The sequence below is a fragment of the Streptomyces sp. NPDC048479 genome, from assembly GCF_040651435.1.
Classification (GTDB): Bacteria; Actinomycetota; Actinomycetes; order Streptomycetales; family Streptomycetaceae; genus Streptomyces.
The window spans coordinates 50,860-70,995 of the sequence record NZ_JBEZKA010000020.1 but is presented as its reverse complement, the minus strand read 5'-3'; the positions used below and the strand labels follow the sequence as shown (position 1 = coordinate 70,995).

Genomic DNA, 20,136 nt, shown 5'->3' with positions numbered 1-20,136 from the left:
CCTGGACCCCCGGTCCTCAATCGCCGGACGGGCTGAAAAATCAGCCGTTCGAGGCGCGGGGTCCGGGGCGGAGCCCCGGTTCTTGCAGCCCGCTGCAGGCGCAACCCTCACGCGTCCCCCTCCAAATCACCCTCGAGCTCCAGATACGTCGCCCGCAGCCGCTCCAGCGTCTCCGCGTCCGGCTCCGCCCACAGCCCACGGTCCGCCGCCTCCAGCAGCCGCTCCGTGATGCCCCGCAGCGCCCATGGGTTCGACTTCTCCATGAACGCGCGGTTCTCGGGGTCGAAGACGTACTCCGCGGAGAGCTTCTCGTACATCCAGTCATCCACGACACCCGCCGTGGCGTCATACCCGAACAGGTAGTCCACCGTCGCGGCCATCTCGAACGCGCCCTTGTAGCCGTGCCGCCGCATCGCCGCCATCCAGCGCGGATTGACCACCCGCGCCCGGAACACCCGGTGCGTCTCCTCGCCCAGCGTGCGCGTCTTCACCTGGTCCGGTGTGGCGCTGTCACCCACATACGCCTCGGGCGACTCACCGGTCAGATGCCGCACCATGGCGACCATCCCGCCGTGGTACTGGAAGTAGTCGTCGGCGTCGACGAGGTCGTGCTCCCTGGTGTCGACGTTCTTCGCCGCGACCGCGATCCGTCGGAACGCCGTCTCCATGTCCCCGCGCGCCGCCCGCCCTTCGAGCCCGCGCCCGTACGCAAAACCGCCCCACACCGCGTACACCTCGGCCAGGTCGGCGTCGCTGCGCCAGTTCCGCGCATCGATCAGCGGCAGCAGCCCCGCACCATAGGCACCCGGCTTCGAGCCGAAGATCCGGGCCGTGGCGCGCCGCCGGTCGCCGTGCTCGGCCGTGTCCTCGTCGGCATGCGCCCGTACGTAGTTGGACTCGGCCGGCTCGTCCAGCTCCGCCACCGCCCGTACCGCGTCGTCGATCAGCCCCACCACATGCGGGAAGGCGTCCCGGAAGAAGCCGGAGATGCGCACCGTCACATCGATGCGCGGACGGCCCAGCTCCGCGACCGGCACGACCTCGAAGCCGGTGACCCGCCTCGACGCGTCGTCCCAGACCGGCCGGCAGCCCAGCAGCGCCAGGATCTCGGCGATGTCGTCGCCCTGGGTGCGCATCGCGGATGTGCCCCACACCGTCAGACCCACCGACTTGGGGTACGCACCCGTGTCCGTGAGATACCGGGCCACGAGCGAGTCGGCCAGCGCCTGGCCGACCTCCCACGACAGCCGGGACGGAATCGCCTTGGGGTCGACGGAGTAGAAGTTGCGGCCGGTCGGCAGCACATTCACCAGGCCGCGCGTCGGCGACCCGGAAGGACCGGCCGGTACGTATCCGCCGTCCAGCGCCAGCAGAATATGGTCGATCTCGTCCGTCGTACGGGCCAGTCGCGGCACGACCTCCGCGCAGGCGAAGCCCAGCACGGCCACGGCGTCCGGGCAGATGGGTCCAGGGGGTGTCACCCCGGAAGGCACAGCGGTGCCCAGCACCTCAGCCACGAGACCGGCCGCGGCGGACACCTCCCAGCCGCGCTCCTCCATGCCCTCCGCGAGCCGCCGGCACAGCTGCTCCAGCAGATCGATCGCGTCGGCGCCGGTCCGTGCGGGGCCCTCGACCAGCTCCGTGAGCTCCACCGGCACCTTCACCGGCGCACCCGGCTCGCCGAGCAGCTCCTTCTCCACCAGACCGAAGTGCTCGGCGAGACAAGCCCGAAGCCCCGGCAGCGCGTTCGCCGTGCCGCCCCACACCTGAGAGGCGCGCAGCACGGCCAGTACGAGATTGACCCGGGCCTCGGCCTCCGGGCCGCCGCCCAGGATGTGCAGACCGTCCCTGATCTGGACGTCCTTGATCTCGCAGAGATAGCCGTCGATGTGCATGACGAACGAGTCGAACTCGCCGTCGTCCGGCTGCTCGTCGACATGCAGATCGTGGTGCAGCTCCGCGGCCTTCACCAGCGTCCAGATCTGCGCCCGTACGGCCGGGGCCTTCGTCGGGTCGAGATCGCTGACGAGCGCGTACTCGTCGAGCAGCTGCTCCAGCTTGGCCAGGTCGCCGTAGGTGTCGGCACGCGCCATCGGCGGCACCAGATGGTCCACAACGGTGGCGTGACCGCGGCGCTTGGCCTGGGTGCCCTCGCCCGGGTCGTTGACGATGAACGGGTACACCAGCGGCAGTTCGCCGAGCACCGCGTCAGGGCCGCAGCCCGCCGACAGCCCGAGCCCCTTGCCCGGCAGCCACTCCATGGTGCCGTGCTTGCCCATGTGCACGATCGCGTCCGCGCCGAAACTGTTGTCCAGCCAGCGGTACGCCGCCATGTAGTGGTGCGAGGGCGGCATATCGGGGTCGTGGTAGATCGCGATCGGGTTCTCGCCGAAGCCGCGCGGCGGCTGGATCATCACGACGACGTTTCCGAACTGCAGGGATGCCAGCACGATCTCGTCGCCGTCGACGTACAGGCTGCCCGGCGGCTCGCCCCAGTGCTCCAGCATTCCGTCGCGCAGGTCCGGCTCCAGCTTGTCGAACCAGGCGCGGTAGTCGGCGAGCGGCACGCGCGCGGGGGCGGTGGCCAGCTGCTCCTCGGTCAGCCACTCCACATCGTGACCACCGGCGTTGATCAACCGGTGGATCAGCTCGTCGCCGTTGTCGGGGTAGCCCTCCACGGCGTAACCGGCGTCGCGCAGCGCGTCCAGCACCCGCACGGCGGACGCCGGGGTGTCGAGACCGACGGCGTTGCCGACCCGTGAATGCTTGGTCGGGTAGGCGGTGAAGACGAGCGCGAGCTTCTTCTCGGCGTTCGGCTTGTGCTTCAACCGGGCGTGGCGTACGGCGATTCCGGCGACGCGTCCGGCGCGCTCCGGGTCGGCGACATACACCGGCACGTCGTCGGGGCCCTGCTCCTTGAAGGAGAACGGGACCGTGATGATCCGCCCGTCGAACTCGGGGATCGCCACCTGCATCGCAGCGTCCATGGGGGACAGGGCCGCGTCCGACGCCTCCCAGGTGGCCTTCGACGAGGTCAGGCACAGTCCCTGCAGCACCGGCACATTGAGCTCGGCGAGCGCGCCGATGTCCCAGGCCTCGTCGTCCCCGCCGGCACTGGCGTCACTCGCCCGCGTGCCGCCCGCGGCCAGCACCGTGGCGACCAGCGCATCGGTCCTGGCGAGCAGCTCGTACAGCTCGGCGTCGGCGCCGCGCAGCGAACCGCAGTACACGGGAAGGGCGTTGGACCCACGGGCCTCGATCGCGTCGCACAGCGTGTCGACGAATCCGGTGTTGCCGGAGAGCTGGTGCGCGCGGTAGAAGAGCACGCCGACGCTCGGCCGCCCCTCCACATACGCACGCGTGCCGTGCACGCCCCACTCCGGCATTTTCTGCGGCTCGGCACTGTGCCTGTCCTGCGCGTCTGCGGCACGACCGTGACCGGCCAGCAGTACGTCCTCCGTCAGGAACCGGGACAGCTCGACGAGGTTCCCGGGGCCGCCCTCGACGAGATACTGCAGGGCCTCCGCGACAGCACCCGCGTGCACGGACGACTCGGCCATCAACTCCGCGTCGGGCACCGCCTCGCCGCCCAGCAGCACGGTCGGAATCCCGGACGCCTTGAGGGCCGCGAGCCCGTCCGCCCAGGCCCGCTTCCCGCCGAGCAGCCGTACGACCGCGACGGACGCGCCCGCGATGAGCGCGGGCAGCTCCTCCGCCACATCGATACGGGTCGGATTGCCGATGCGGTAGGGCGCGCCGGAGGCCCGGGCCGCCAGCAGATCCGTATCGGCGGTGGACAGCAACAGCACGGTGCTCTCGGTGCTCATGGCGCTCCAGGTGCGATGAAGGGAAGTCCTGAGGGTGCGCCCGACTCGATGAGCCGCAGCAGCGCATCCGTATCCGCGTGTTCTTCGATGAGGTCGCCGAGGCGGTCCAGCTGCTCTTCGCGCAGCGCGCCGAAGCTGGTGTCGGGCGCGGGCACGAACCGCCGGCCCGCGGCCTCGGCGACGTCGCGCAGGAACGCCCGGCGGAAGCCGTCGCTCTCCAGCGATCCGTGCCAGTGCGTACCCCAGACGGCACCGACCCGGCAGCCGTCCAGGCTGTGTCCGTCGCCATCGGAGATGAACGTGTCGCCGCCGAGTACTTCGGCGACGCCGTGGTGGATCTCGTAGCCCTCCAGGCGTTCACCCAGGGCCTCGCCGACCGGCCGGGCGAGGGTCTTCTCGCGCGCGAACCGCACCCGCACGGGCAGCAGTCCAAGCCCCTGGACACGGCCCGCCCGCGACTCGACCTCGTCCTCGATGTGCTCGCCGAGGAGCTGGAAACCGCCGCAGACACCGAGCACGGGCCGCCCCTCGGCAGCCCGGCGCGCCAGCGCGTCGGCCAGCCCGCGCTCCTTGAGCCACTCCAGGGCCTTGACCGTGCCCCGGGTTCCCGGCACGACCACCAGGTCGGCGTCGACAAGTTCCTCGGCCCGGTCCACGAACCGCACGACGACACCCGGCTCGGCGGCCAGCGCGTCCACGTCCGTGAAGTTGGACATCAGGGGCACGGCACAGACCGCGACCCGCAGTACGTCCTCGCCCACGGGCGGCGCGACCACCGACTCCCGTACCGCGCCCCGCAGCGAGACCCGCAGCCCGTCCTCCTCGTCGATGCCGAGCCCGTGGGTGTACGGCAGAATCCCGTACGTGTGCCGCCCGGTCAGCCCGCGCAGCATCTCGATACCGGGCTCCAGCAGTGACACATCGCCGCGGAACTTGTTGACGATGTATCCGGCGACCAGCGCCTGATCCTCGGCGCTGAGCAGCGCGGTGGTCCCGAAGAACGAGGCGAAGACCCCACCGCGGTCGATGTCTCCGACCACCAGCACCGGTAGCTGTGCCGCTCGCGCGATGCCCATGTTCACGATGTCCGTACGCCGCAGATTGATCTCGGCCGGACTGCCCGCCCCCTCGCAGATCACGGCTTCATACGTGCCCCGCAGCTCCTCCAGGCACTCCACGACGGTCCCGAGCAGCGCCTCCTGCCGCCCACCGTGCAGCGTTTTCCCGGGGGACGCCCCCTCAGCGCCCCCGAAGAACCCGCGGGCGCTCAGTTCGCCCACCGGTTTGCCCATCAGGACCACCTGGCTCGACCGGTCGCTGCCCGGCTTGAGCAGCACGGGATTCATCAGCGCGCTCGGCTCCACGCGCGCGGCCTGAGCCTGCATGGCCTGCGCCCGGCCGATCTCCGCGCCCTCGCGCGTCACGAACGAATTGAGGGACATGTTCTGCCCCTTGAAGGGCGCGACCTTCACTCCCCGCCGCACGAGCCATCGGCAGATCCCGGCCGTGACGACGCTCTTGCCCGCGTCGGACGTGGTCCCCGCCACCAGCAGCCCGCCGCCTCTGCGCCTGCTCATCCCCGCCCCTTTCCCGCGCGCCGCGCGCGCAGTGCGTGACCTGCCAGGCGGCCCGCCGCGCAGGTCGCCAGTGTCAGCCAGCCGACGCGCCGTGAGAGCCGTACGGCGCGTCCGATGTCGCCGAACTCCACCGGGCGCCCGGTGCCGTTGAGTACGGGACGGTGCTCCACCCGGCCGCCGTACGAGAGGGTCCCGCCCAGCCGTACGCCGAGCGCCCCCGCGAACGCAGCCTCCACCGGGCCCGCGTTCGGGCTCGGGTGCTTCTTCGCATCGGCCCTCCAGGCCCGTACGGCTCCGCGGGCATCCCCGCCCGCGAGTACCGCGAGTCCCGCGGTGAGCCGGGCCCCCGGCCATCCGGCCACATCGTCGAGCCGCGCCGAGGCCCAGCCGAACCTCCGGTATTTGGGCGACTTGTGCCCGACCATCGCGTCCAGCGTGTTGACGGCACGGAACCCCACCAGACCCGGCACGCCCGCGAGTGCGCCCCAGACCAGCGCGCCCACCACGGCGTCGGAGGTGTTCTCGGCGACGGACTCGACGACGGCGCGTGCGATCTGCTGCTCGTCCAGCGCCTGCGGATCGCGCCCGCACAGATGCGGCAGGCGCTCCCGCGCCACGTCCACGTCACCGGCGGCGAGCGCGCCGCCGATGGCCCGCGCCTCGCGGCCCAGCGTCGTACCTCCGACGACGGCCCAGGTGGCTGCGGCGATCAGTGCGACGGATGCGCGGCCGCGGCCCCGTACACCGCGTGCGACAACCGCGGCGGCACCCGCGGCGCCTCCGGCGCACACGGCGGTGTGCAGTGCGCCCCAGCCACGGTGGTCACGCCACAGGACATGCTCGACAGCGCCCGCGGCCCGCCCGAACGCGGCGACCGGATGCCCGCGGCGGGGATCGCCGAGCAGCAGGTCGCCGGCCAGGCCGGCGGTGGCGCCGTACACGAATTCACGGTCGGCACGCATGGGTTCAGGCCGACGCTTCGCCTCGAACGACTCTCGTACTCACAGCAGGAACTGAACCGCAGCCGGGCATGGCGATATGTCCTCACTCAGGGTGTCCGCGCCCTGGTTCGACGTGACCGGCGGTGAGAGTTCCTGGCTTCCGGGGACTGCTCCCCGGTGACAGTGGCGGGACCGCGCCGGATTTGCACCGGCTTCCTCTTCTGCCGCCGTAGATTGGCTTCGGCAGTCCACCACGCTGCGAGAACGACCGTCAACTTGCCTTTGACCTGCGATGCAGGAGTGTGTTGGGGCACACATGCGGGGCGGATTTCCGCCAGGTGTCGAAAACAGGCCGTACCGCCACGTCGCCCGCAATGCAAGAGCCGGGCCGGGTCACCCGAAGGGGTGCCCGGCCCGGCCTGTGAAGCGGTTGATGAAGCTCGGGGAGCTGGTGAACCGTGCCGTCAGATGACGATCAGATAGATCCCGTACGCCACGGCCGCCGCGCAGAGCGCGAAGCAGGCGTACGCGCCGGTGCGTGCCAGGGCCGCGGAACCGCCCTGTGCGGCCGCCGACTCCTGCTTGGTCAGGCCGACGATGCCCAGGGTGAACAGACCCACCAGGGCGACGGTGGCGACGAGGCTCACGCCGAAGACGGAGCCGAGAGCTGCCCAGTCGATGTTCATGCTGATCTGTCCTTACACCGTGGCCGGCTGCGTCGGCTCGGAGTCGGTGGGGGCCGGAGCCGGGATGGTGGTCTTGAAGTCCTGCGCGGGCGTGCCGGCCGGCGGCGGGGTGACGGCCGCGATGGCAGTGGTCACGACACCCGCGGGCTCGGCGTCGGCGTCCACCGCGTTGACGTTGGTGTGGTCGACCACCTGGCGGCGGGAGATGAACCAGATCGCGGCGCAGGCGCCGATCAGGAAGGCCGCGACGACCGCGACACCCCAGTCGCCCTGCCTGGACACGAACTCCGAGCCCGCGGCGACCAGACCCGCGGCCGGAAGGGTCAGACCCCAGGCGACGAACATCCGGGTGGCGGTGGACCAGCGGACCACGCCGCCCTTGCGGCCGAGGCCCGCGCCCATCACGGCGCCGGAGCAGGAGTGCGTGGTCGACAGCGAGAAGCCGAGGTTGGAGGAGGCGAGAATGACGCTGGCCGCGCTGGTCTGGGCGGCGAAGCCCTGCTGCGGCTGGAGGTCGGTGAGGCCCGTGCCCAGGGTGCGGATGATCCGCCAGCCGCCGAGGTAGGTGCCCATCGCGATCGCGAGACCGGCGGAGAGGATGACCCACATCGGGGGGTTGGAGCCGGGGGAGACGACACCGCCGGCGACGAGCGCCAGCGTGATGACGCCCATGGTCTTCTGGGCGTCATTGGTGCCGTGGGCCAGGGAGACCAGGCCCGCCGAGGCGATCTGGCCGGCGCGGTAGCCCTTTGCGGTGGCCTTCTTGTCGGCGTTCTTGCCGATCTTGTACGTCAGCCGGGCGGCGAGGAACGCCGCGAGGCCGGCGACCAGCGGGGCCGCGATCGCGGGGATCAGCACCTTGGTGACGACCGTGCCGCCATTGACGCCGCTGACGCCGACCGAGGCGATGGTGGCGCCGATCAGACCGCCCATGAGGGCGTGCGAGGAACTGGACGGCAGGCCGATCAGCCAGGTCATCAGGTTCCAGAGGATGGCGCCGACGAGCGCAGCGAAGATGACTTCGGGTGTGATGCCTGACTCGGTGATGATGCCGCTGGAGATCGTCTTGGCGACCTCCACCGACAGGAACGCGCCGACGAGGTTGAGCGCGGCGGCCATGGCCACCGCCGTCTTGGGCTTCAGAGCGCCGGTCGAGATGGTCGTCGCCATCGCGTTGGCGGTGTCGTGGAAACCGTTCGTGAAATCGAACACGAGAGCTGTCGCGATCACAATCGCGAGCAGCAAGGTGATGTGTTCCATTTACCCAGGCAATCGTTTGACGTCAGTGGCTCGGCGAACGTAGTTAATCTGGGTGAACGGAAGATGAACTGGGACGGGCTTTGCGGTGTCCGCAAGTGAGGATCCGTCACTCCGCTCGCCGATCACCGCGGCGATGGTGGGGGTGGCGGCACGGAAGGCGCCTTTTCTCACGTTTTGGGTGATCTCCGCCACCGTGACCTCTGTGGCCTCCCGGCCCCGCCTGACAGGATCGCCGCATGACCGATCAGGTGCGGCAGGACGCGATCGAGCGGGCGTGGGAAGACCTCGTGGCCACGGCCCGCAGAACAGCGGCGGAAGGCTTGGTGGTAGGCACCTCGGGCAATGTCTCGGTACGGGTCGGCGGACTCGTCCTGGTCACCCCGAGCGGAGTGCCCTACGACCGGCTCACTCCCGAGGACGCCGTCGCCGTAGATCTCGACGGGAACCAGGTCCTCGGCGATCTCGCCCCCACCAGCGAGCTGCCGCTGCACCTCGAGGTCTACCGGAACACCGGTGCCGTCGCCGTCGTGCACACCCACGCCGTGCACGCCACCGCCGTCTCCACCCTCGTCCCCGAGCTGCCGCTCATCCACTACATGGCGGCCGCCCTCGGCGGCCCCGTGCGCGTCGCCGCGTACGCCCTGTACGGAACGGAGGAGCTGGCCGAGAACATGCTGCGCGCCCTGCGGGACCGCACCGGCTGCCTCCTCCAGAACCACGGCACGGTCACCTACGGCGACTCCCTCGACCAGGCCTACGACCGCACCGCCCAGCTGGAGTGGATGTGCCGCCTCTGGCTGACCGCCGCGGCGCTGCCCGGCTACTCGCCCACCCTGCTCTCCCGGTCCCAGCTGCACGAGGTGGCGGACAAGCTTCAGAGTTACGGCCGGCACCGCTGACGTGCCGACCGCCTCGGCGCCGGAGGCATCCGCAGACACCGGCGGCCCCCGCCCGCTGGCCGCACGGCGCGGGGGTGCCGACACTGGAACGGTGCGCCCGGCAACAGCGACGGCGGTAGCCGTCACCACTCTGATCGGTGTCGGCGCGGCCGCGATAGCGGCCGGCCGCTACGCAAGCGATCTCGCGCTCAAGGCGCCGCCCGGCCGGCCCCTGCCCGGTGACCCCCGGCTCACCGTGCACGCCACGGCCCCGGGCCGGCTGACGCTGACCCGCAGCCTCGCCTCGCTGCGCCCCGGTACGTACGGAATCGAGGGCCCGGACGTCCACGCGGTCGTCGGCCCCGTCCTCGACGATGTCCCGCACGCCGCCGACACCGTCGTACGCCGACTGGAACGCGTCACCCACGGCAGCCTGGAACCGGGCACCCGGGTGCGGCTCACCCCGCAGGTGCACAGCGGCGACCCGGGCAGCGCGCTCGGCCTCAAGTACAGCGATATCGACATCCCCGGCGAACTGGGCGCGCTGCCCGCCTGGTTCGTGCCCGGCGCCCGCGACACCTGGGTGATCACTGTGCACGGCCTGGGCGCCACCCGGGAACACCCCATGAACATCATGAAGTTTCTGCACGCCCACCGGTTCCCGGTGCTCGACCTCGGCTACCGCGGAGATCTCGGCGCCCCCAGATCCCCGGACGGCCTCGGTCACCTCGGCGACTCCGAGTGGCGCGACCTGGACGCCGCCATCCGCTACGCCGTGCGCTACGGCGCCCAGCGCGTCGTCCTCCACGGCTGGTCCACCGGCGCCTCGATGGCCCTGCACGCCACGGCCAACTCCGCGCTGCGCGACCGGATCAACGGACTCGTACTGGACTCACCGGTCCTCGACTGGGAAGCCACGCTGCGCAATCTGGCCGCCGCCCGGGGCACCCCGGGGCCGCTGCTGACGCTCGCCGTCAGGGCTGCGCAGGGCAGAACGGGGCTGCACGGCGACCGGCTGCTCGAGGCCGCGGACCCGGACACGATGCGCGTACCGACGCTGATCTACCACGGACCGGACGACACCCTCGCGCCGTGGTATCCGTCCCGCGAACTCGCCGCCCGCCGCCCCCAGCTGATCAGCCTGCAGACCGTCCAGCACGCCCCGCACGCCGCGATGTGGAACGCCGACCCGGCACGCTACGAAGAAGCCCTCCGCCGTTTCCTCACCCCCCTGATGTAGTTCCTGCCCGATGTAGTTCCTGGACAGCCGACGGGGTAATGCCTGGCAGGACGGCCGCTCAGTCCGGCCGACCAGGTTCCGTTTGGGCTTTCGGGCCGTCAGCGGGAAGACTGCTCCCCGTGACGTCCCGAAAGCCTGATGAGCAATTGGCGCGCAACTCCAGACTCCGTCTTGTCCGCCCGCGATCGCTGGCCGCCGCACGGCGGGCCGTGACGACCCGGCGCACCCGGCCTGTCCCGCGGCCTCCCGAGGGCACGCCGGCCCCCGCCGAGCTCGCCCGCCAGGCACGGGCGGTCCTCGCCGACGCCGTACGGATCGCCCGCTGGGCCGCCGTCGAGCGGGACCCCAGCACCGCCCCGCTCGCCGACCGCGCCCAGGATCGGGCCGCGGCCGCCCTGGAGTTGACCCCGCGCCAGGTACGCGCGGGCTGGGACCGCGCCCGCCTCGCCGGCCTGGTCGAGCTGCACGGCGACACCGCACGCCCCGGCTGGCGGCTGCGCGCCTGGGACCGTGACGACATGGCCGTACTGCGCGGCTGGGTCGCCCTCTTCGACGCCTGGTCGCTGGTCCATCCCGCGCCCGACGATGTCGCCCCCAGCGCGGTCGCCGAGGTCGTCGAGGCCGTCCCTCAGGTGCTCTCCCTCCTCCAGCTGTCGGCCGGCCCCGTGCTCGTACCGGTCCTGCTCGACCTCCTGCAGCAGCGCGTCGTGGAACTGCGCGAGGAGCGCTGCGAGGTCGCCCACGGTCCTCAGTCCGAACCACGGGCCGTCGGCGCCGACTCCGAGGCCAAGACCGCGCTCGAGACCGCGCTCGAGACCGAGCTCGAGTCCGGGCCCGGGTCCGACCCCGAGTCCCGGCCGGACGTTCCTGTCTCCCTTCTTCTCGACTGGGCTCTGGAGGGCCTTTCCGCCGTCGGCGCCCTGACCCTGGACCAGGGACGGTCCGCCACGCTCACCCCGCTCGGCAACTGGGCGGTCTGGGTCAAACTCGAGCAGATCTGCGTGGCCGCACAGAGCCCCGCCGGCAATATCGAGCAGCCCGCCGAAGACATGCTGCGCGGCTGCGCCCGCCTCACCCCCGGCCCGGCCCGCGCCGAGTACCGCGCCTGGCTCGCAGCCCGCACCGTCTCCAGCGCGGTCGCCGAGCTCCTCGGCGTCGCCCGTGGCGAGGACGCCCTGCTGCGCGGACTCGCCTTCGAGGCCCTGCGCGTTGTCGGCGCCCCCGCCGAGGCAGACGTCCGCGCGGCCGCCGACGAGCCCTCGCTGCGCCCCTACGTCCTGCTCTGGCTCGCCGAGTACGAGGGAGCGGACCCCGAGGACGCCGCCGAGGTCCTCACCCGTGAGGAAGCGACCTGGCTCTGGGTGGACACCGCGGCGGCTGTCGCCGACCACGGCGAGCCCCAGCTGCTGCTGCGCCATCTCGACTCCGCGGTGCAGGGCACGGTCCCGGCGCTGCTCGACGAGGTCCGGGCCGGCGGCCACCCCCGTACCGTCCAGGTCCTGGTCGCGCTGGCTGCCGCGCACCCGGACCCGGCCCTGGCCAAGGCCGTGCGCCGGGCGGCGTTCCAGGTGCACACCGGAGGCGTCTAGGGCACGCCGTGAGGGCCCGAACGCGGCGGAAGCCGACGAGTGGCGGCGAATGTCGGCGCGTACACACCGGGGGAGGCTAGGACTCCTCCGCCCCCGGTGTGTACGTGCCGAAGCTCCACACATTGCCCTCGATATCGCGCGCCATGTAGTCACGCGCGCCGTAGTCCTGGTCGGTCGGCGGCATCACGATGTCCGCGCCATGCTCCACCGCATGGCTGTGATGTGCGTCGACATCGTCGACATGGACGAACACACCCGTCGGCCCGCCGCCCTCCATCAGCTGGTCGAACTCGCTGCCGGTGCCCTTGCTCCCCAGCATCACCATGCCGTTGCCGAAGGTCAGCTCGGCGTGCAGCACCGCGCCTGCCTCGTCCTCGTACACCGCGTGCTCGGTGAAGCCGAAGGCCTCGGTGAGCTGCTTGATCGCGGCCTTCGCGTCCGTGTACACCAGCGTCGGACAGATGCTCGGTGACTGCGACATCTCGATCACTCCTTCATGCTCGACGGTAGGGGTGTGATCTGTGTCTCAGTCTTGCACCGGCCACTGACAACGCCCGGCAGTCGGGCGCTCAGGCGAAGGTGTTGCACCGGGCCATGTCGCCCGTGCGGAAGCCGTTGTAGAACCACTGCCGGCGCTGCGCCGCCGAGCCGTGCGTCCAGGTCTCCGGAGTGACCCCGGCCCTGGAACTTCTCCTGGATCCGGTCGTCGCCGACCGCCGCCGCGTCCAGACCGTCCTGGATGTCCGCCGCCGTCAGCGAGGTCAGCAGCGGCCGGCCGGTGGCCTCGTCGGGCGTGGTCGTATCGGTCAGGCCGGTGCCTCTCGCCCCTTTTTTCGTACGACTCCGGGGGCCCGCTGACTCCGGGGCCGGCTCGCCTGCACCGCGCCGTCCCCGCCTTCGGCGGCCGCCTCGTAGGCGTAAAGCACTTGCACAGCCCCGCTAGAATGGTTCGTATGGCAATTCTCCTTGCGCATTAGACGGCGTCGAAGCTCCCACGTCCGTCCCTTCCGCCGTCCATACCGCCCTGGAGTCTTTCCGTGATCACCGCTTCCGGTATCGAGCTGCGCGCCGGCGCACGCGTCCTCATCGAGTCCGCTTCCTTCCGTATCGCCAAAGGCGACCGCATCGGCCTGGTAGGCCGCAACGGAGCGGGCAAGACCACGCTCACCAAGTGCCTCGCGGGTGAGGGCATCCCCGCCGCCGGCGCCATCGCCCGCTCCGGCGAGGTCGGCTACCTCCCGCAGGACCCGCGTACCGGCGACCTCGACACCCTCGCCCGCGACCGCATCCTCTCCGCCCGGGAGCTCGACTCCGTACTGAAGAAGATGCGTGAGAACGAGGAGCGGATGGCGAACGGCAAGGGCGCCACCCGCGAGAAGGCGATGAAGAAGTACGAGCGCCTGGAGACGGAGTTCCTGACCAAGGGCGGTTACGCGGCCGAGGCCGAGGCCGCCACCATCGCCGCCGCGCTCGGACTGCCCGACCGGGTGCTCGGCCAGCCGCTGCATACGCTCTCCGGCGGTCAGCGCCGCCGCGTCGAGCTCGCGCGCATCCTCTTCTCGGACGCCGACACCCTGCTCCTCGACGAGCCCACCAACCACCTCGACGCCGACTCGGTCGTCTGGCTCCGTGAGTACCTGAAGTCCTACCGCGGCGGCTTCATCGTGATCTCCCACGATGTCGACCTCGTCGAGACGGTCGTCAACAAGGTCTTCTACCTGGACGCCAACCGCTCGCAGATCGATGTCTACAACATGGGCTGGAAGCTCTACCAGCAGCAGCGCGAGGCCGACGAGAAGCGCCGCAAGCGTGAGCGCCAGAACGCCGAGAAGAAGGCCGCGGCCCTCAACTCCCAGGCCGACAAGATGCGCGCCAAGGCCACCAAGACCGTCGCCGCGCAGAACATGGCCAAGCGCGCCGAGCGGCTGCTGTCCGGTCTGGAAGCGGTACGTGTCTCCGACAAGGTCGCCAAGCTGCGCTTCCCCGATCCCGCACCCTGCGGCAAGACCCCGCTGACCGCGGAGAGCCTGTCCAAGTCGTACGGCTCACTCGAGATTTTTACCGATGTGGACCTCGCCATCGACAAGGGCTCGCGCGTCGTCATCCTCGGCCTCAACGGCGCGGGCAAGACGACACTGCTGCGGCTGCTCGCGGGCGTGGAGCGGCCGGACACCGGAGAGGTCACCCCGGGGCACGGTCTCAAGCTCGGCTACTACGCACAGGAGCACGAGACGCTCGACCCGGACCGCACGGTCCTGGAGAACATGCGCTCCTCCGCGCCCGACCTCGACCTTGTCGCGGTGCGCAAGACGCTCGGTTCCTTCCTCTTCTCCGGTGACGACGTCGACAAGCCGGCCGGGGTGCTTTCCGGCGGTGAGAAGACCCGTCTCGCGCTGGCCACTCTGGTCGTCTCGTCCGCGAACGTCCTGCTTCTCGACGAGCCCACGAACAACCTCGACCCGGCCAGCCGCGAGGAGATCCTCGGCGCGCTGCGCACCTACAAGGGCGCCGTCATCCTCGTCACGCACGACGAGGGCGCGGTCGAGGCGCTGGAGCCGGAGCGGATCATCCTGCTGCCGGACGGGGTCGAGGATCTGTGGGGCGCGGACTACGCGGACCTGGTGGCGCTCGCCTGATCCCGGCCCGGCCCGGCACAGCCCAGCCCGGCCCCGTCCCGTCCCGTCCGGACTGCTCTGCCGCTGATCCGCCGCTGATCCACTCCGTATGGATCATTCGGCTTACGGGTGATCCATCATCTGTGTGAGAACGTCTCGTACCACGGTGTGGCGCCGAGCGGATTCCTTCCGTCCGGGCCTCTGGTCCTGCCTGTGCCCCCTGCGCTGCGCTGACCTGGCACTTCTGCCGGGAACCCGTTCGGACGTGCGAACGCGGACCTGCGGAATCAGAGATTCCGGTAGTGATGTCCGCTCGGCGCACGGCAAAGCTTGTCGCACGGACCTTGCCGAATGGGTGGCCAGGAAGCTCTCTAGGGGTGATCATGAGAGTCCAGAGCGCACTTCCCATGAGGAGGCACGGGTGGCCGAGACTCTGAAGAAGGGCAGCCGGGTTACCGGCGCCGCGCGTGACAAGCTCGCGGCAGACCTGAAGAAGAAGTACGACTCCGGTGCGAGCATCCGGGCGTTGGCCGAAGAGACAGGCCGCTCCTATGGATTCGTCCACCGGATGCTCAGCGAGTCCGGAGTCACGCTGCGGGGACGCGGCGGAGCGACGCGAGGCAAGAAGGCCGCCTCGGCCTGACGACCGAGGCTTCTTTCGGCCCACCGGTTTCTACGGTGGCCACCCGGTCGGTCGCAGGGTCGACCGGGTGGTTACTGTGCAGTCACTTATCTTCGTTTGCAGTGACTGTTCCCGAACCGGAGGCACCCCATGGCTTCGCTCGACTCTGTGCTCGACAAGGACGGCGTACGGCTCACCGTCGAGGACGCGGTTGCCACGGTAACCCTGACCAACCCGGACAAGCGCAACGCCCAATCTCCCGCTCTGTGGCGGGCGTTGGCGCAAGCGGGACGGTCACTGCCGGGCAATGTGCGGGTCGTGGTGCTGCGCGGCGAAGGCAAGTCCTTCTCCGCCGGTCTCGACCGGCAGGCGTTCACGCCTGAGGGCTTCGACGGCGAGCCGTCCTTCCTCGACCTCGCACGGGGCTCCGACGAGGAGCTCGACGCGGTCATCGCCGAGTACCAGGAAGCGTTCACCTGGTGGCGCCGTAGCGACGTCGTGACGATCGCGGCCGTCCAGGGCCATGCGATCGGAGCCGGCTTCCAGCTCGCCCTCGCCTGCGACCTCCGGGTCGTCGCGCAGGACGTGCAGTTCGCCATGCGCGAGACCAGCCTCGGGCTCGTCCCGGACCTCACGGGCACGCACCCGCTGGTGTCGCTCGTCGGCTACGCCCGCGCGCTGGAGATCTGCGCGACCGGCCGTTTCGTCCACGCGGACGAGGCGGAGCGTACCGGTCTCGCCAACCTCGTCGTGCCCGCTGATGAACTGGACGGTGCCGTACGGGACCTGGCGTCCGCACTGCTGGCGGCGCCGCGGGACGCGGTGATCGAGACGAAGGCGCTGTTGCAGGGTGCGGGCACCCGCTCGTACGAGGACCAGCGCACCGCGGAGCGCGCGGCGCAGGCGCGCCGCCTGCGCGACCTGGCGGGCCTTGCGGACTGATCCGCCGGCCACTCCGGTCACCCCGGTTCACTCCGGTAGCACTCTGGTTCACGCCAGTACCGCCCCGGTTCACGTCGGTACCGATTGACGCAGGTACCGGGTCACGCCGTTACCGAGGTGACCAGCACCGCCACCGGGCGGCCGTCCGCGAGCGCCGCCGTCACCGCCTCGCGGACCGCCCGGACCACATCCAGCGGGTGATACCCGCTCGCCGTCGCCACCTCGACGCGGACATGGTCGGGGGCCAGGTGCACCGCCGCGCCCAGCGTGGCCGTCAGATGCGCGACACCCGGCGCTCCGGATGCCGCCGTGCCCGCCGGGTCGCTCGCGGTGACGGCCCGTACCCCGGCCCGTACCCCGGGTGGGGGCGCGGGTTCCGGGGCTTCCGGGGCGCTGTCCAGCAGCTCCGTCACCCGCAGATCCACCTCCGAGACCTCGAGCCCCAGAAGATCCACCGCGGCCGTGAACAGCGCGGCGCGCAGGGCCGCCGCGGCGGCCGGCAGCGGCTCCGCTGCCGAGGCCGCGAATTCCGCCTCGATCCGCAGTGGCCCCGGCGGCAGAGCGCTCGGCGGAGCCGGTACGGCAGGCCGAGCCGTCGAGTCCGGGTCGGCGAGCCCCAGCCTGAGTCGCCCGAGCAGCACCCCCCGTGCCCCGGCCGCCGCGCGCCGCAGCACCGTGTCGGCCGCCTGCTCGGTCAGCCAGGCCCCGTCCGCCGCCCCGCCCAGCGGGAGCAGCCTGCCGAGGCCGAGCCGTCGCCGTACCGCATCAGCAGTGGTCACTACTCCAGCCTGCAGCATCCCCGGCGCGAAACCGGGCAACCGCACTTAATGTGGGCAGCGGAGTCCACCACCGCCCGGAAAGGACGAACGGCGATGAACGACACCGCTCAGTGGAACCGGTCCGAGGCCGCTGGTAACGATCCGTCGGGCTCGGGCGAAGGTCTCAGAAAGACGCCGGGGATCAAGCGCGGCGGCGGTGATCCCGCGTCCCGCGGCCGTACCACCATCGCCGACGGCGTGGTGGAGAAGATCGCCGGACTCGCGGCCCGCGAAGTGCCCGGTGTCCATGCGATGGGCAGCGGCTTCTCCCGTACCCTCGGCGCGGTCCGCGACCGTGTGCCCGGCGGCAGGTCCAATGTCACCCGAGGCGTGAAGGCCGAGGTCGGCGAGGTGCAGACGGCCCTCGACATCGAGATCGTCGTCGACTACGGCGTCTCCATCACCGAAGTCGCTCGCGCGGTCCGCGAGAACGTCGTCTCGGCGGTCGAGCGGATGGCAGGTCTCGAGGTCGTCGAGGTCAATATCGCGGTCAGCGATGTGAAACTGCCCGATGAAGAAGAGGACGAGCCGGAGCCGCGTCTCCAGTAGAGGAGCTCACGATGAGCATGGCGGTGGTCGGCCTGATGGCCGGCATGGCGCTCGGCTTCGCCGGATACTTCGGCGGCTTCGGCGCCTTCCTGCTGGTGGCCGCGTTGGGGGTGGTCGGCTTTGTCGCAGGCCGCTTCCTCGAGGGCGACCTGGAACCCGGCTACTTCTTCCGGGGTCGTGACCGCGGCGACCGGCGGCGGTGACGCCGTGGCCGCCGGGGGTCCCCCCGCCGGAGGCAGGGGGAGCGTCGCGGCCGCCGAGCGCGGCGCGACCACGATCGCCGACCGGGTCGTGGCGAAGATCGCCTCGCAGGCGGCGCGGGAAGCGCTCCACGGCGTACCGGAGGGCGGCTCACCACCCCACGCCACGGTGACGGTCCACCATGACGCCGCCCGGGTGCGGGTCAGCCTCGAACTCGACTATCCCTCCGACATCGGCGCTCAGTGCGGTGCCGTGCGTCATCGAGTCGTCCAGCGGGTAAAGGCGTTGGCGGGGATGGACGTGCCCGAGGTGGCCGTGCTGGTCGAGCGGCTGCACTCCGCCCACTCGCGCACCGCGGCTCAGGGGAGGATCCGATGAGCGAGCCACAGTCCGCACCGCCCGTACTCGATCTGGACCAGTCCGCATCGGCAGCGGCGTACGAGCCGGTTCCGGTCCTGGACGGCGAAGGCGGCAAGGCCGGACGCTTCTGGTCCGTGCGCCGGGTCCCGGCCGGGCTGCTGGCGGTGGTGGTGCTCGGCGGCGCGGGTCTGCTGCTGTACGACATCGCGGCGGTACGGGCCGGCCGCCCGGCCATGCAATGGCGCCGCGCCACCGCGGAGCATCTCGCGAAATGGCGGCTGGAGGAGGTGGGGGTGCTGGCGTGCGCCGGGGTCGTGATGCTCCTCGGCGTCGGTCTGATCGTCCTCGCTGTGACACCCGGACTGCGGTCGCTGCTGCCGATGCGCCGCGACACCCCTGCCGTACGCGCCGGTCTTGACCGGGAGGCCGCGGCGCTCGTGCTGCGGGACCGGGCGATGGAGGTCTCCGGGGTGCAGTCCGCACGCGTACGGATGGGACGCGCCAGGGTCTCGGTGCGGGCGCAGTCCCACTTCCGTGAACTCGACGACGTACGCGCCGATCTGGACTCGGCGCTGGCCACCGCCATCAAGGAACTCGGCCTCGCCAGGCCGCCGGCCCTGGCCGTGCACGTCGCCAGGCCGCCGGCGAAGAAGAGGTGAGGGCGCGATGGGCGCAAAGCTGCGAGTGGTCAACCGGGTCCTGCTGGGCCTGGCCGGGCTGGTGCTGCTGTGCGTGGGTGGCGGGGTCATGGCGGCGGGGGCCGGGCTCTCCGTGCCGTCCTGGTGGCCCTGGGACGGGCGCCACGATGTGCTGCTGAGCAAGACGGACCGGTACCGCTGGCGGGACCAGGGCTGGTGGTGGCCGACGGTCATCGCGGTGCTCGCGGTGCTGGTGCTGCTCGCCGTGTGGTGGCTGCTCGCCCAACTGCGGCGCCCCCGGCTGGCGGAAGTCCTGGTCGACAGCGGCGACGGCGAGGGCGCGCTGCTGAGGGGCCGCGCGCTGCAGGGCGTACTGGAGGGCGAGGCGAAGGCTCTGGACGGAGTCGCCCGCGCCCGGGTGAGCCTGACCGGCCGCCGGAGCACGCCCGAGGCCCGGGTGGACCTGCTGCTGGAACCGCACGCGGCGCCCGTCGAGATGCTGGCGCGCCTGACGGACGAGGCGGTGGCACACGCACGGGACTCGGCGGGCCTGGCGTCGCTACCGGCGGAGGTACGCCTCAGGGCGGCGAAGCATGGGGCACAACGGGTGAGTTGAGGGGGGCGCCCCGCAACGTCCTAGAACCCGTGTCGCGCGCCCCCGTCCACCGGGAGCATCACTCCCGTCAAGTACGACGCCGCCGGCGACAGCAGGAACGCCGCGGCGTTGCCGAACTCCTCCGGGGTGCCGTACCTCCGCAGCGGAATGCGGGACTCGTGCGCCGTACGTGCCGCCTCCGCGTCGCCCGACAGCGCGTCGAGTTCGCGCACCCGGTCCGTGTCGATACGGGCCGGCAGCAGGCCGACGACCCGGATGCCGCGCGGGCCCAGCTCGTCCGAGAGGGACTTGGCGAAACCGGCCAGGCCCGGACGGAGTCCGTTGGAGATCGTCAGCCCCGGGATCGGCTCATGGACCGAGCCGGACAGGACGAAGCCGATGACGCCGCCCTCGCCCAGCGCCGCCGCCGCGCTGCGGGCCAGGCGCACCGCGCCCAGGAAGACCGACTGGAAGGCCGACTCCCACTGCTCGTCCGTATTGTCCGCGGCGAAGCCCGGTGCCGGGCCGCCCACGCTGATCAGCACGCCGTCGAGGCGTCCGAATTGTGCCCGCGCCGCCGCGACGAGGCGCTCCGCCGACGCCGGGTCGGCGTTGTCGGAGGCGAGACCCACGGCGTTCGGGCCGAATTCCGCGGCGGCGTCCGCGACCGCCTTCTCGCCGCGCCCGCTGATGACGACCTTCGCGCCGTCGGCGACAAGCGCACGGGCGGACGCGTGGCCCAGCCCCCGCGACGCACCCGTGACGATATAGACGCGGTCCTTCAGTCCAAGATCCATG

At 71.3% G+C, this 20,136-nt stretch carries 19 protein-coding genes, 1 pseudogene and 1 riboswitch; of the genes and pseudogenes, 11 read left to right on the top strand and 9 right to left on the bottom strand.

Features of this window, described 5'->3' with window-relative positions; translation table 11 throughout:
- Positions 1–107: 107 nt before the first annotated feature.
- The 5 genes from cobN to AB0D12_RS27925 all read right to left on the bottom strand — a co-directional run bounded on the left by cobN (position 108) and on the right by AB0D12_RS27925 (position 8,291).
- Complete coding sequence (gene cobN / locus AB0D12_RS27945) at positions 108–3,827, bottom strand: cobaltochelatase subunit CobN (protein WP_362688425.1); 3,720 nt, start codon at positions 3,825–3,827, stop codon at positions 108–110.
- Positions 3,824–5,404, bottom strand: coding sequence for a cobyric acid synthase (locus AB0D12_RS27940; protein ID WP_362688422.1), 1,581 nt, complete (start codon positions 5,402–5,404; stop codon positions 3,824–3,826). Before AB0D12_RS27940 ends, cobN begins: the two co-directional genes overlap by 4 nt.
- Positions 5,401–6,366, bottom strand: coding sequence for a cobalamin biosynthesis protein (locus AB0D12_RS27935; RefSeq protein WP_362688419.1), 966 nt, complete (start codon positions 6,364–6,366; stop codon positions 5,401–5,403). Before AB0D12_RS27935 ends, AB0D12_RS27940 begins: the two co-directional genes overlap by 4 nt.
- Positions 6,367–6,471: 105 nt before the next feature.
- A riboswitch (cobalamin riboswitch) is annotated at positions 6,472–6,614 on the bottom strand.
- Between the two features lie 195 nt (positions 6,615–6,809).
- Entirely contained in the window at positions 6,810–7,031 is a 222-nt protein-coding gene (locus tag AB0D12_RS27930; protein ID WP_362688416.1) for a hypothetical protein, read from the bottom strand.
- Between the two features lie 12 nt (positions 7,032–7,043).
- A complete protein-coding gene (locus AB0D12_RS27925) occupies positions 7,044–8,291 on the bottom strand; it encodes an inorganic phosphate transporter (RefSeq protein WP_362688413.1) in 1,248 nt (415 codons plus the stop codon).
- A gap of 236 nt (positions 8,292–8,527) precedes the next feature.
- On the opposite strand from AB0D12_RS27925, the gene AB0D12_RS27920 reads away from it, so the two are divergent.
- The 3 genes from AB0D12_RS27920 to AB0D12_RS27910 all read left to right on the top strand — a co-directional run bounded on the left by AB0D12_RS27920 (position 8,528) and on the right by AB0D12_RS27910 (position 11,998).
- Complete coding sequence (locus tag AB0D12_RS27920) at positions 8,528–9,190, top strand: class II aldolase/adducin family protein (protein WP_362688410.1); 663 nt, start codon at positions 8,528–8,530, stop codon at positions 9,188–9,190.
- Between the two features lie 91 nt (positions 9,191–9,281).
- Positions 9,282–10,409 (top strand): alpha/beta fold hydrolase, encoded by a 1,128-nt coding sequence (locus tag AB0D12_RS27915; protein WP_362688407.1) that lies wholly within the window; start codon positions 9,282–9,284, stop codon positions 10,407–10,409.
- A 209-nt stretch (positions 10,410–10,618) separates the two neighbouring features.
- The gene (locus AB0D12_RS27910) at positions 10,619–11,998 is read left to right on the top strand and encodes a hypothetical protein (RefSeq protein WP_362688682.1); all 1,380 of its coding nucleotides are present in this window, start codon (positions 10,619–10,621) and stop codon (positions 11,996–11,998) included.
- A gap of 76 nt (positions 11,999–12,074) precedes the next feature.
- On the opposite strand, the gene AB0D12_RS27905 is transcribed toward AB0D12_RS27910, so the two are convergent.
- Both AB0D12_RS27905 and AB0D12_RS27900 read right to left on the bottom strand, forming a co-directional pair.
- Positions 12,075–12,479, bottom strand: a complete 405-nt coding sequence (locus AB0D12_RS27905) for a VOC family protein (RefSeq protein WP_362688404.1) — start codon at positions 12,477–12,479, stop codon at positions 12,075–12,077.
- A gap of 88 nt (positions 12,480–12,567) precedes the next feature.
- Positions 12,568–12,799, bottom strand: a pseudogene (locus AB0D12_RS27900) (neutral zinc metallopeptidase); the annotation flags it as partial.
- A 236-nt stretch (positions 12,800–13,035) separates the two neighbouring features.
- Here AB0D12_RS27900 and abc-f point away from each other — a divergent pair.
- The 3 genes from abc-f (at position 13,036) to AB0D12_RS27885 (ending at position 16,177) form a co-directional block, all read left to right on the top strand.
- On the top strand, positions 13,036–14,634 hold the full coding sequence (gene abc-f / locus AB0D12_RS27895) for a ribosomal protection-like ABC-F family protein (RefSeq protein WP_362688401.1): 1,599 nt from the start codon (positions 13,036–13,038) through the stop codon (positions 14,632–14,634).
- Between the two features lie 400 nt (positions 14,635–15,034).
- Positions 15,035–15,256: a helix-turn-helix domain-containing protein gene (locus AB0D12_RS27890; protein ID WP_006123601.1), complete on the top strand. Its 222-nt coding sequence runs from the start codon at positions 15,035–15,037 to the stop codon at positions 15,254–15,256.
- A 129-nt stretch (positions 15,257–15,385) separates the two neighbouring features.
- Positions 15,386–16,177, top strand: coding sequence for an enoyl-CoA hydratase/isomerase family protein (locus tag AB0D12_RS27885; protein ID WP_362688398.1), 792 nt, complete (start codon positions 15,386–15,388; stop codon positions 16,175–16,177).
- A 101-nt stretch (positions 16,178–16,278) separates the two neighbouring features.
- On the opposite strand, the gene AB0D12_RS27880 is transcribed toward AB0D12_RS27885, so the two are convergent.
- The gene (locus AB0D12_RS27880; RefSeq protein ID WP_362688395.1) at positions 16,279–16,956 is read right to left on the bottom strand and encodes a hypothetical protein; all 678 of its coding nucleotides are present in this window, start codon (positions 16,954–16,956) and stop codon (positions 16,279–16,281) included.
- 93 nt (positions 16,957–17,049) lie between these two features.
- Here AB0D12_RS27880 and AB0D12_RS27875 point away from each other — a divergent pair, with 93 nt between their 5' ends.
- From AB0D12_RS27875 to amaP, 5 genes are read left to right on the top strand one after another with little or no spacing between them, the layout of a single operon-like run.
- Positions 17,050–17,544 carry an Asp23/Gls24 family envelope stress response protein gene (locus tag AB0D12_RS27875; protein ID WP_327322775.1) on the top strand — a complete coding sequence of 165 codons (495 nt, stop codon included), beginning with the start codon at positions 17,050–17,052 and terminating at the stop codon, positions 17,542–17,544.
- A gap of 11 nt (positions 17,545–17,555) precedes the next feature.
- A complete protein-coding gene (locus tag AB0D12_RS27870) occupies positions 17,556–17,747 on the top strand; it encodes a hypothetical protein (protein WP_327322774.1) in 192 nt (63 codons plus the stop codon).
- Between the two features lie 4 nt (positions 17,748–17,751).
- Positions 17,752–18,123, top strand: coding sequence for a hypothetical protein (locus AB0D12_RS27865; protein WP_362688679.1), 372 nt, complete (start codon positions 17,752–17,754; stop codon positions 18,121–18,123).
- Complete coding sequence (locus AB0D12_RS27860) at positions 18,120–18,764, top strand: DUF6286 domain-containing protein (RefSeq protein WP_362688391.1); 645 nt, start codon at positions 18,120–18,122, stop codon at positions 18,762–18,764. Before AB0D12_RS27865 ends, AB0D12_RS27860 begins: the two co-directional genes overlap by 4 nt.
- A 7-nt stretch (positions 18,765–18,771) precedes the next feature.
- Entirely contained in the window at positions 18,772–19,359 is a 588-nt protein-coding gene (amaP, locus tag AB0D12_RS27855; RefSeq protein WP_362688388.1) for an alkaline shock response membrane anchor protein AmaP, read from the top strand.
- Positions 19,360–19,379: 20 nt separating this feature from the next.
- Here amaP and AB0D12_RS27850 read toward each other — a convergent pair whose 3' ends face one another.
- A complete protein-coding gene (locus AB0D12_RS27850) occupies positions 19,380–20,135 on the bottom strand; it encodes an SDR family oxidoreductase (protein WP_362688385.1) in 756 nt (251 codons plus the stop codon).
- Position 20,136: the final 1 nt, after the last annotated feature.

What these genes read in the sequence shown, in the direction of transcription:
- AB0D12_RS27920 (WP_362688410.1), top strand. Translation starts at nt 8,528, where the DNA reads ATGACCGATCAGGTGCGGCAGGACGCGATCGAGCGGGCGTGGGAAGAC.
- AB0D12_RS27935 (WP_362688419.1), bottom strand. Translation starts at nt 6,366, where the DNA reads ATGCGTGCCGACCGTGAATTCGTGTACGGCGCCACCGCCGGCCTGGCC.
- AB0D12_RS27905 (WP_362688404.1), bottom strand. Translation starts at nt 12,479, where the DNA reads ATGTCGCAGTCACCGAGCATCTGTCCGACGCTGGTGTACACGGACGCG.
- AB0D12_RS27860 (WP_362688391.1), top strand. Translation starts at nt 18,120, where the DNA reads ATGAGCGAGCCACAGTCCGCACCGCCCGTACTCGATCTGGACCAGTCC.
- AB0D12_RS27850 (WP_362688385.1), bottom strand. Translation starts at nt 20,135, where the DNA reads ATGGATCTTGGACTGAAGGACCGCGTCTATATCGTCACGGGTGCGTCG.
- cobN (WP_362688425.1), bottom strand. Translation starts at nt 3,827, where the DNA reads ATGAGCACCGAGAGCACCGTGCTGTTGCTGTCCACCGCCGATACGGAT.
- AB0D12_RS27875 (WP_327322775.1), top strand. Translation starts at nt 17,050, where the DNA reads ATGAACGACACCGCTCAGTGGAACCGGTCCGAGGCCGCTGGTAACGAT.
- amaP (WP_362688388.1), top strand. Translation starts at nt 18,772, where the DNA reads ATGGGCGCAAAGCTGCGAGTGGTCAACCGGGTCCTGCTGGGCCTGGCC.
- AB0D12_RS27930 (WP_362688416.1), bottom strand. Translation starts at nt 7,031, where the DNA reads ATGAACATCGACTGGGCAGCTCTCGGCTCCGTCTTCGGCGTGAGCCTC.
- AB0D12_RS27925 (WP_362688413.1), bottom strand. Translation starts at nt 8,291, where the DNA reads ATGGAACACATCACCTTGCTGCTCGCGATTGTGATCGCGACAGCTCTC.
- AB0D12_RS27885 (WP_362688398.1), top strand. Translation starts at nt 15,386, where the DNA reads ATGGCTTCGCTCGACTCTGTGCTCGACAAGGACGGCGTACGGCTCACC.
- AB0D12_RS27870 (WP_327322774.1), top strand. Translation starts at nt 17,556, where the DNA reads ATGAGCATGGCGGTGGTCGGCCTGATGGCCGGCATGGCGCTCGGCTTC.
- AB0D12_RS27940 (WP_362688422.1), bottom strand. Translation starts at nt 5,404, where the DNA reads ATGAGCAGGCGCAGAGGCGGCGGGCTGCTGGTGGCGGGGACCACGTCC.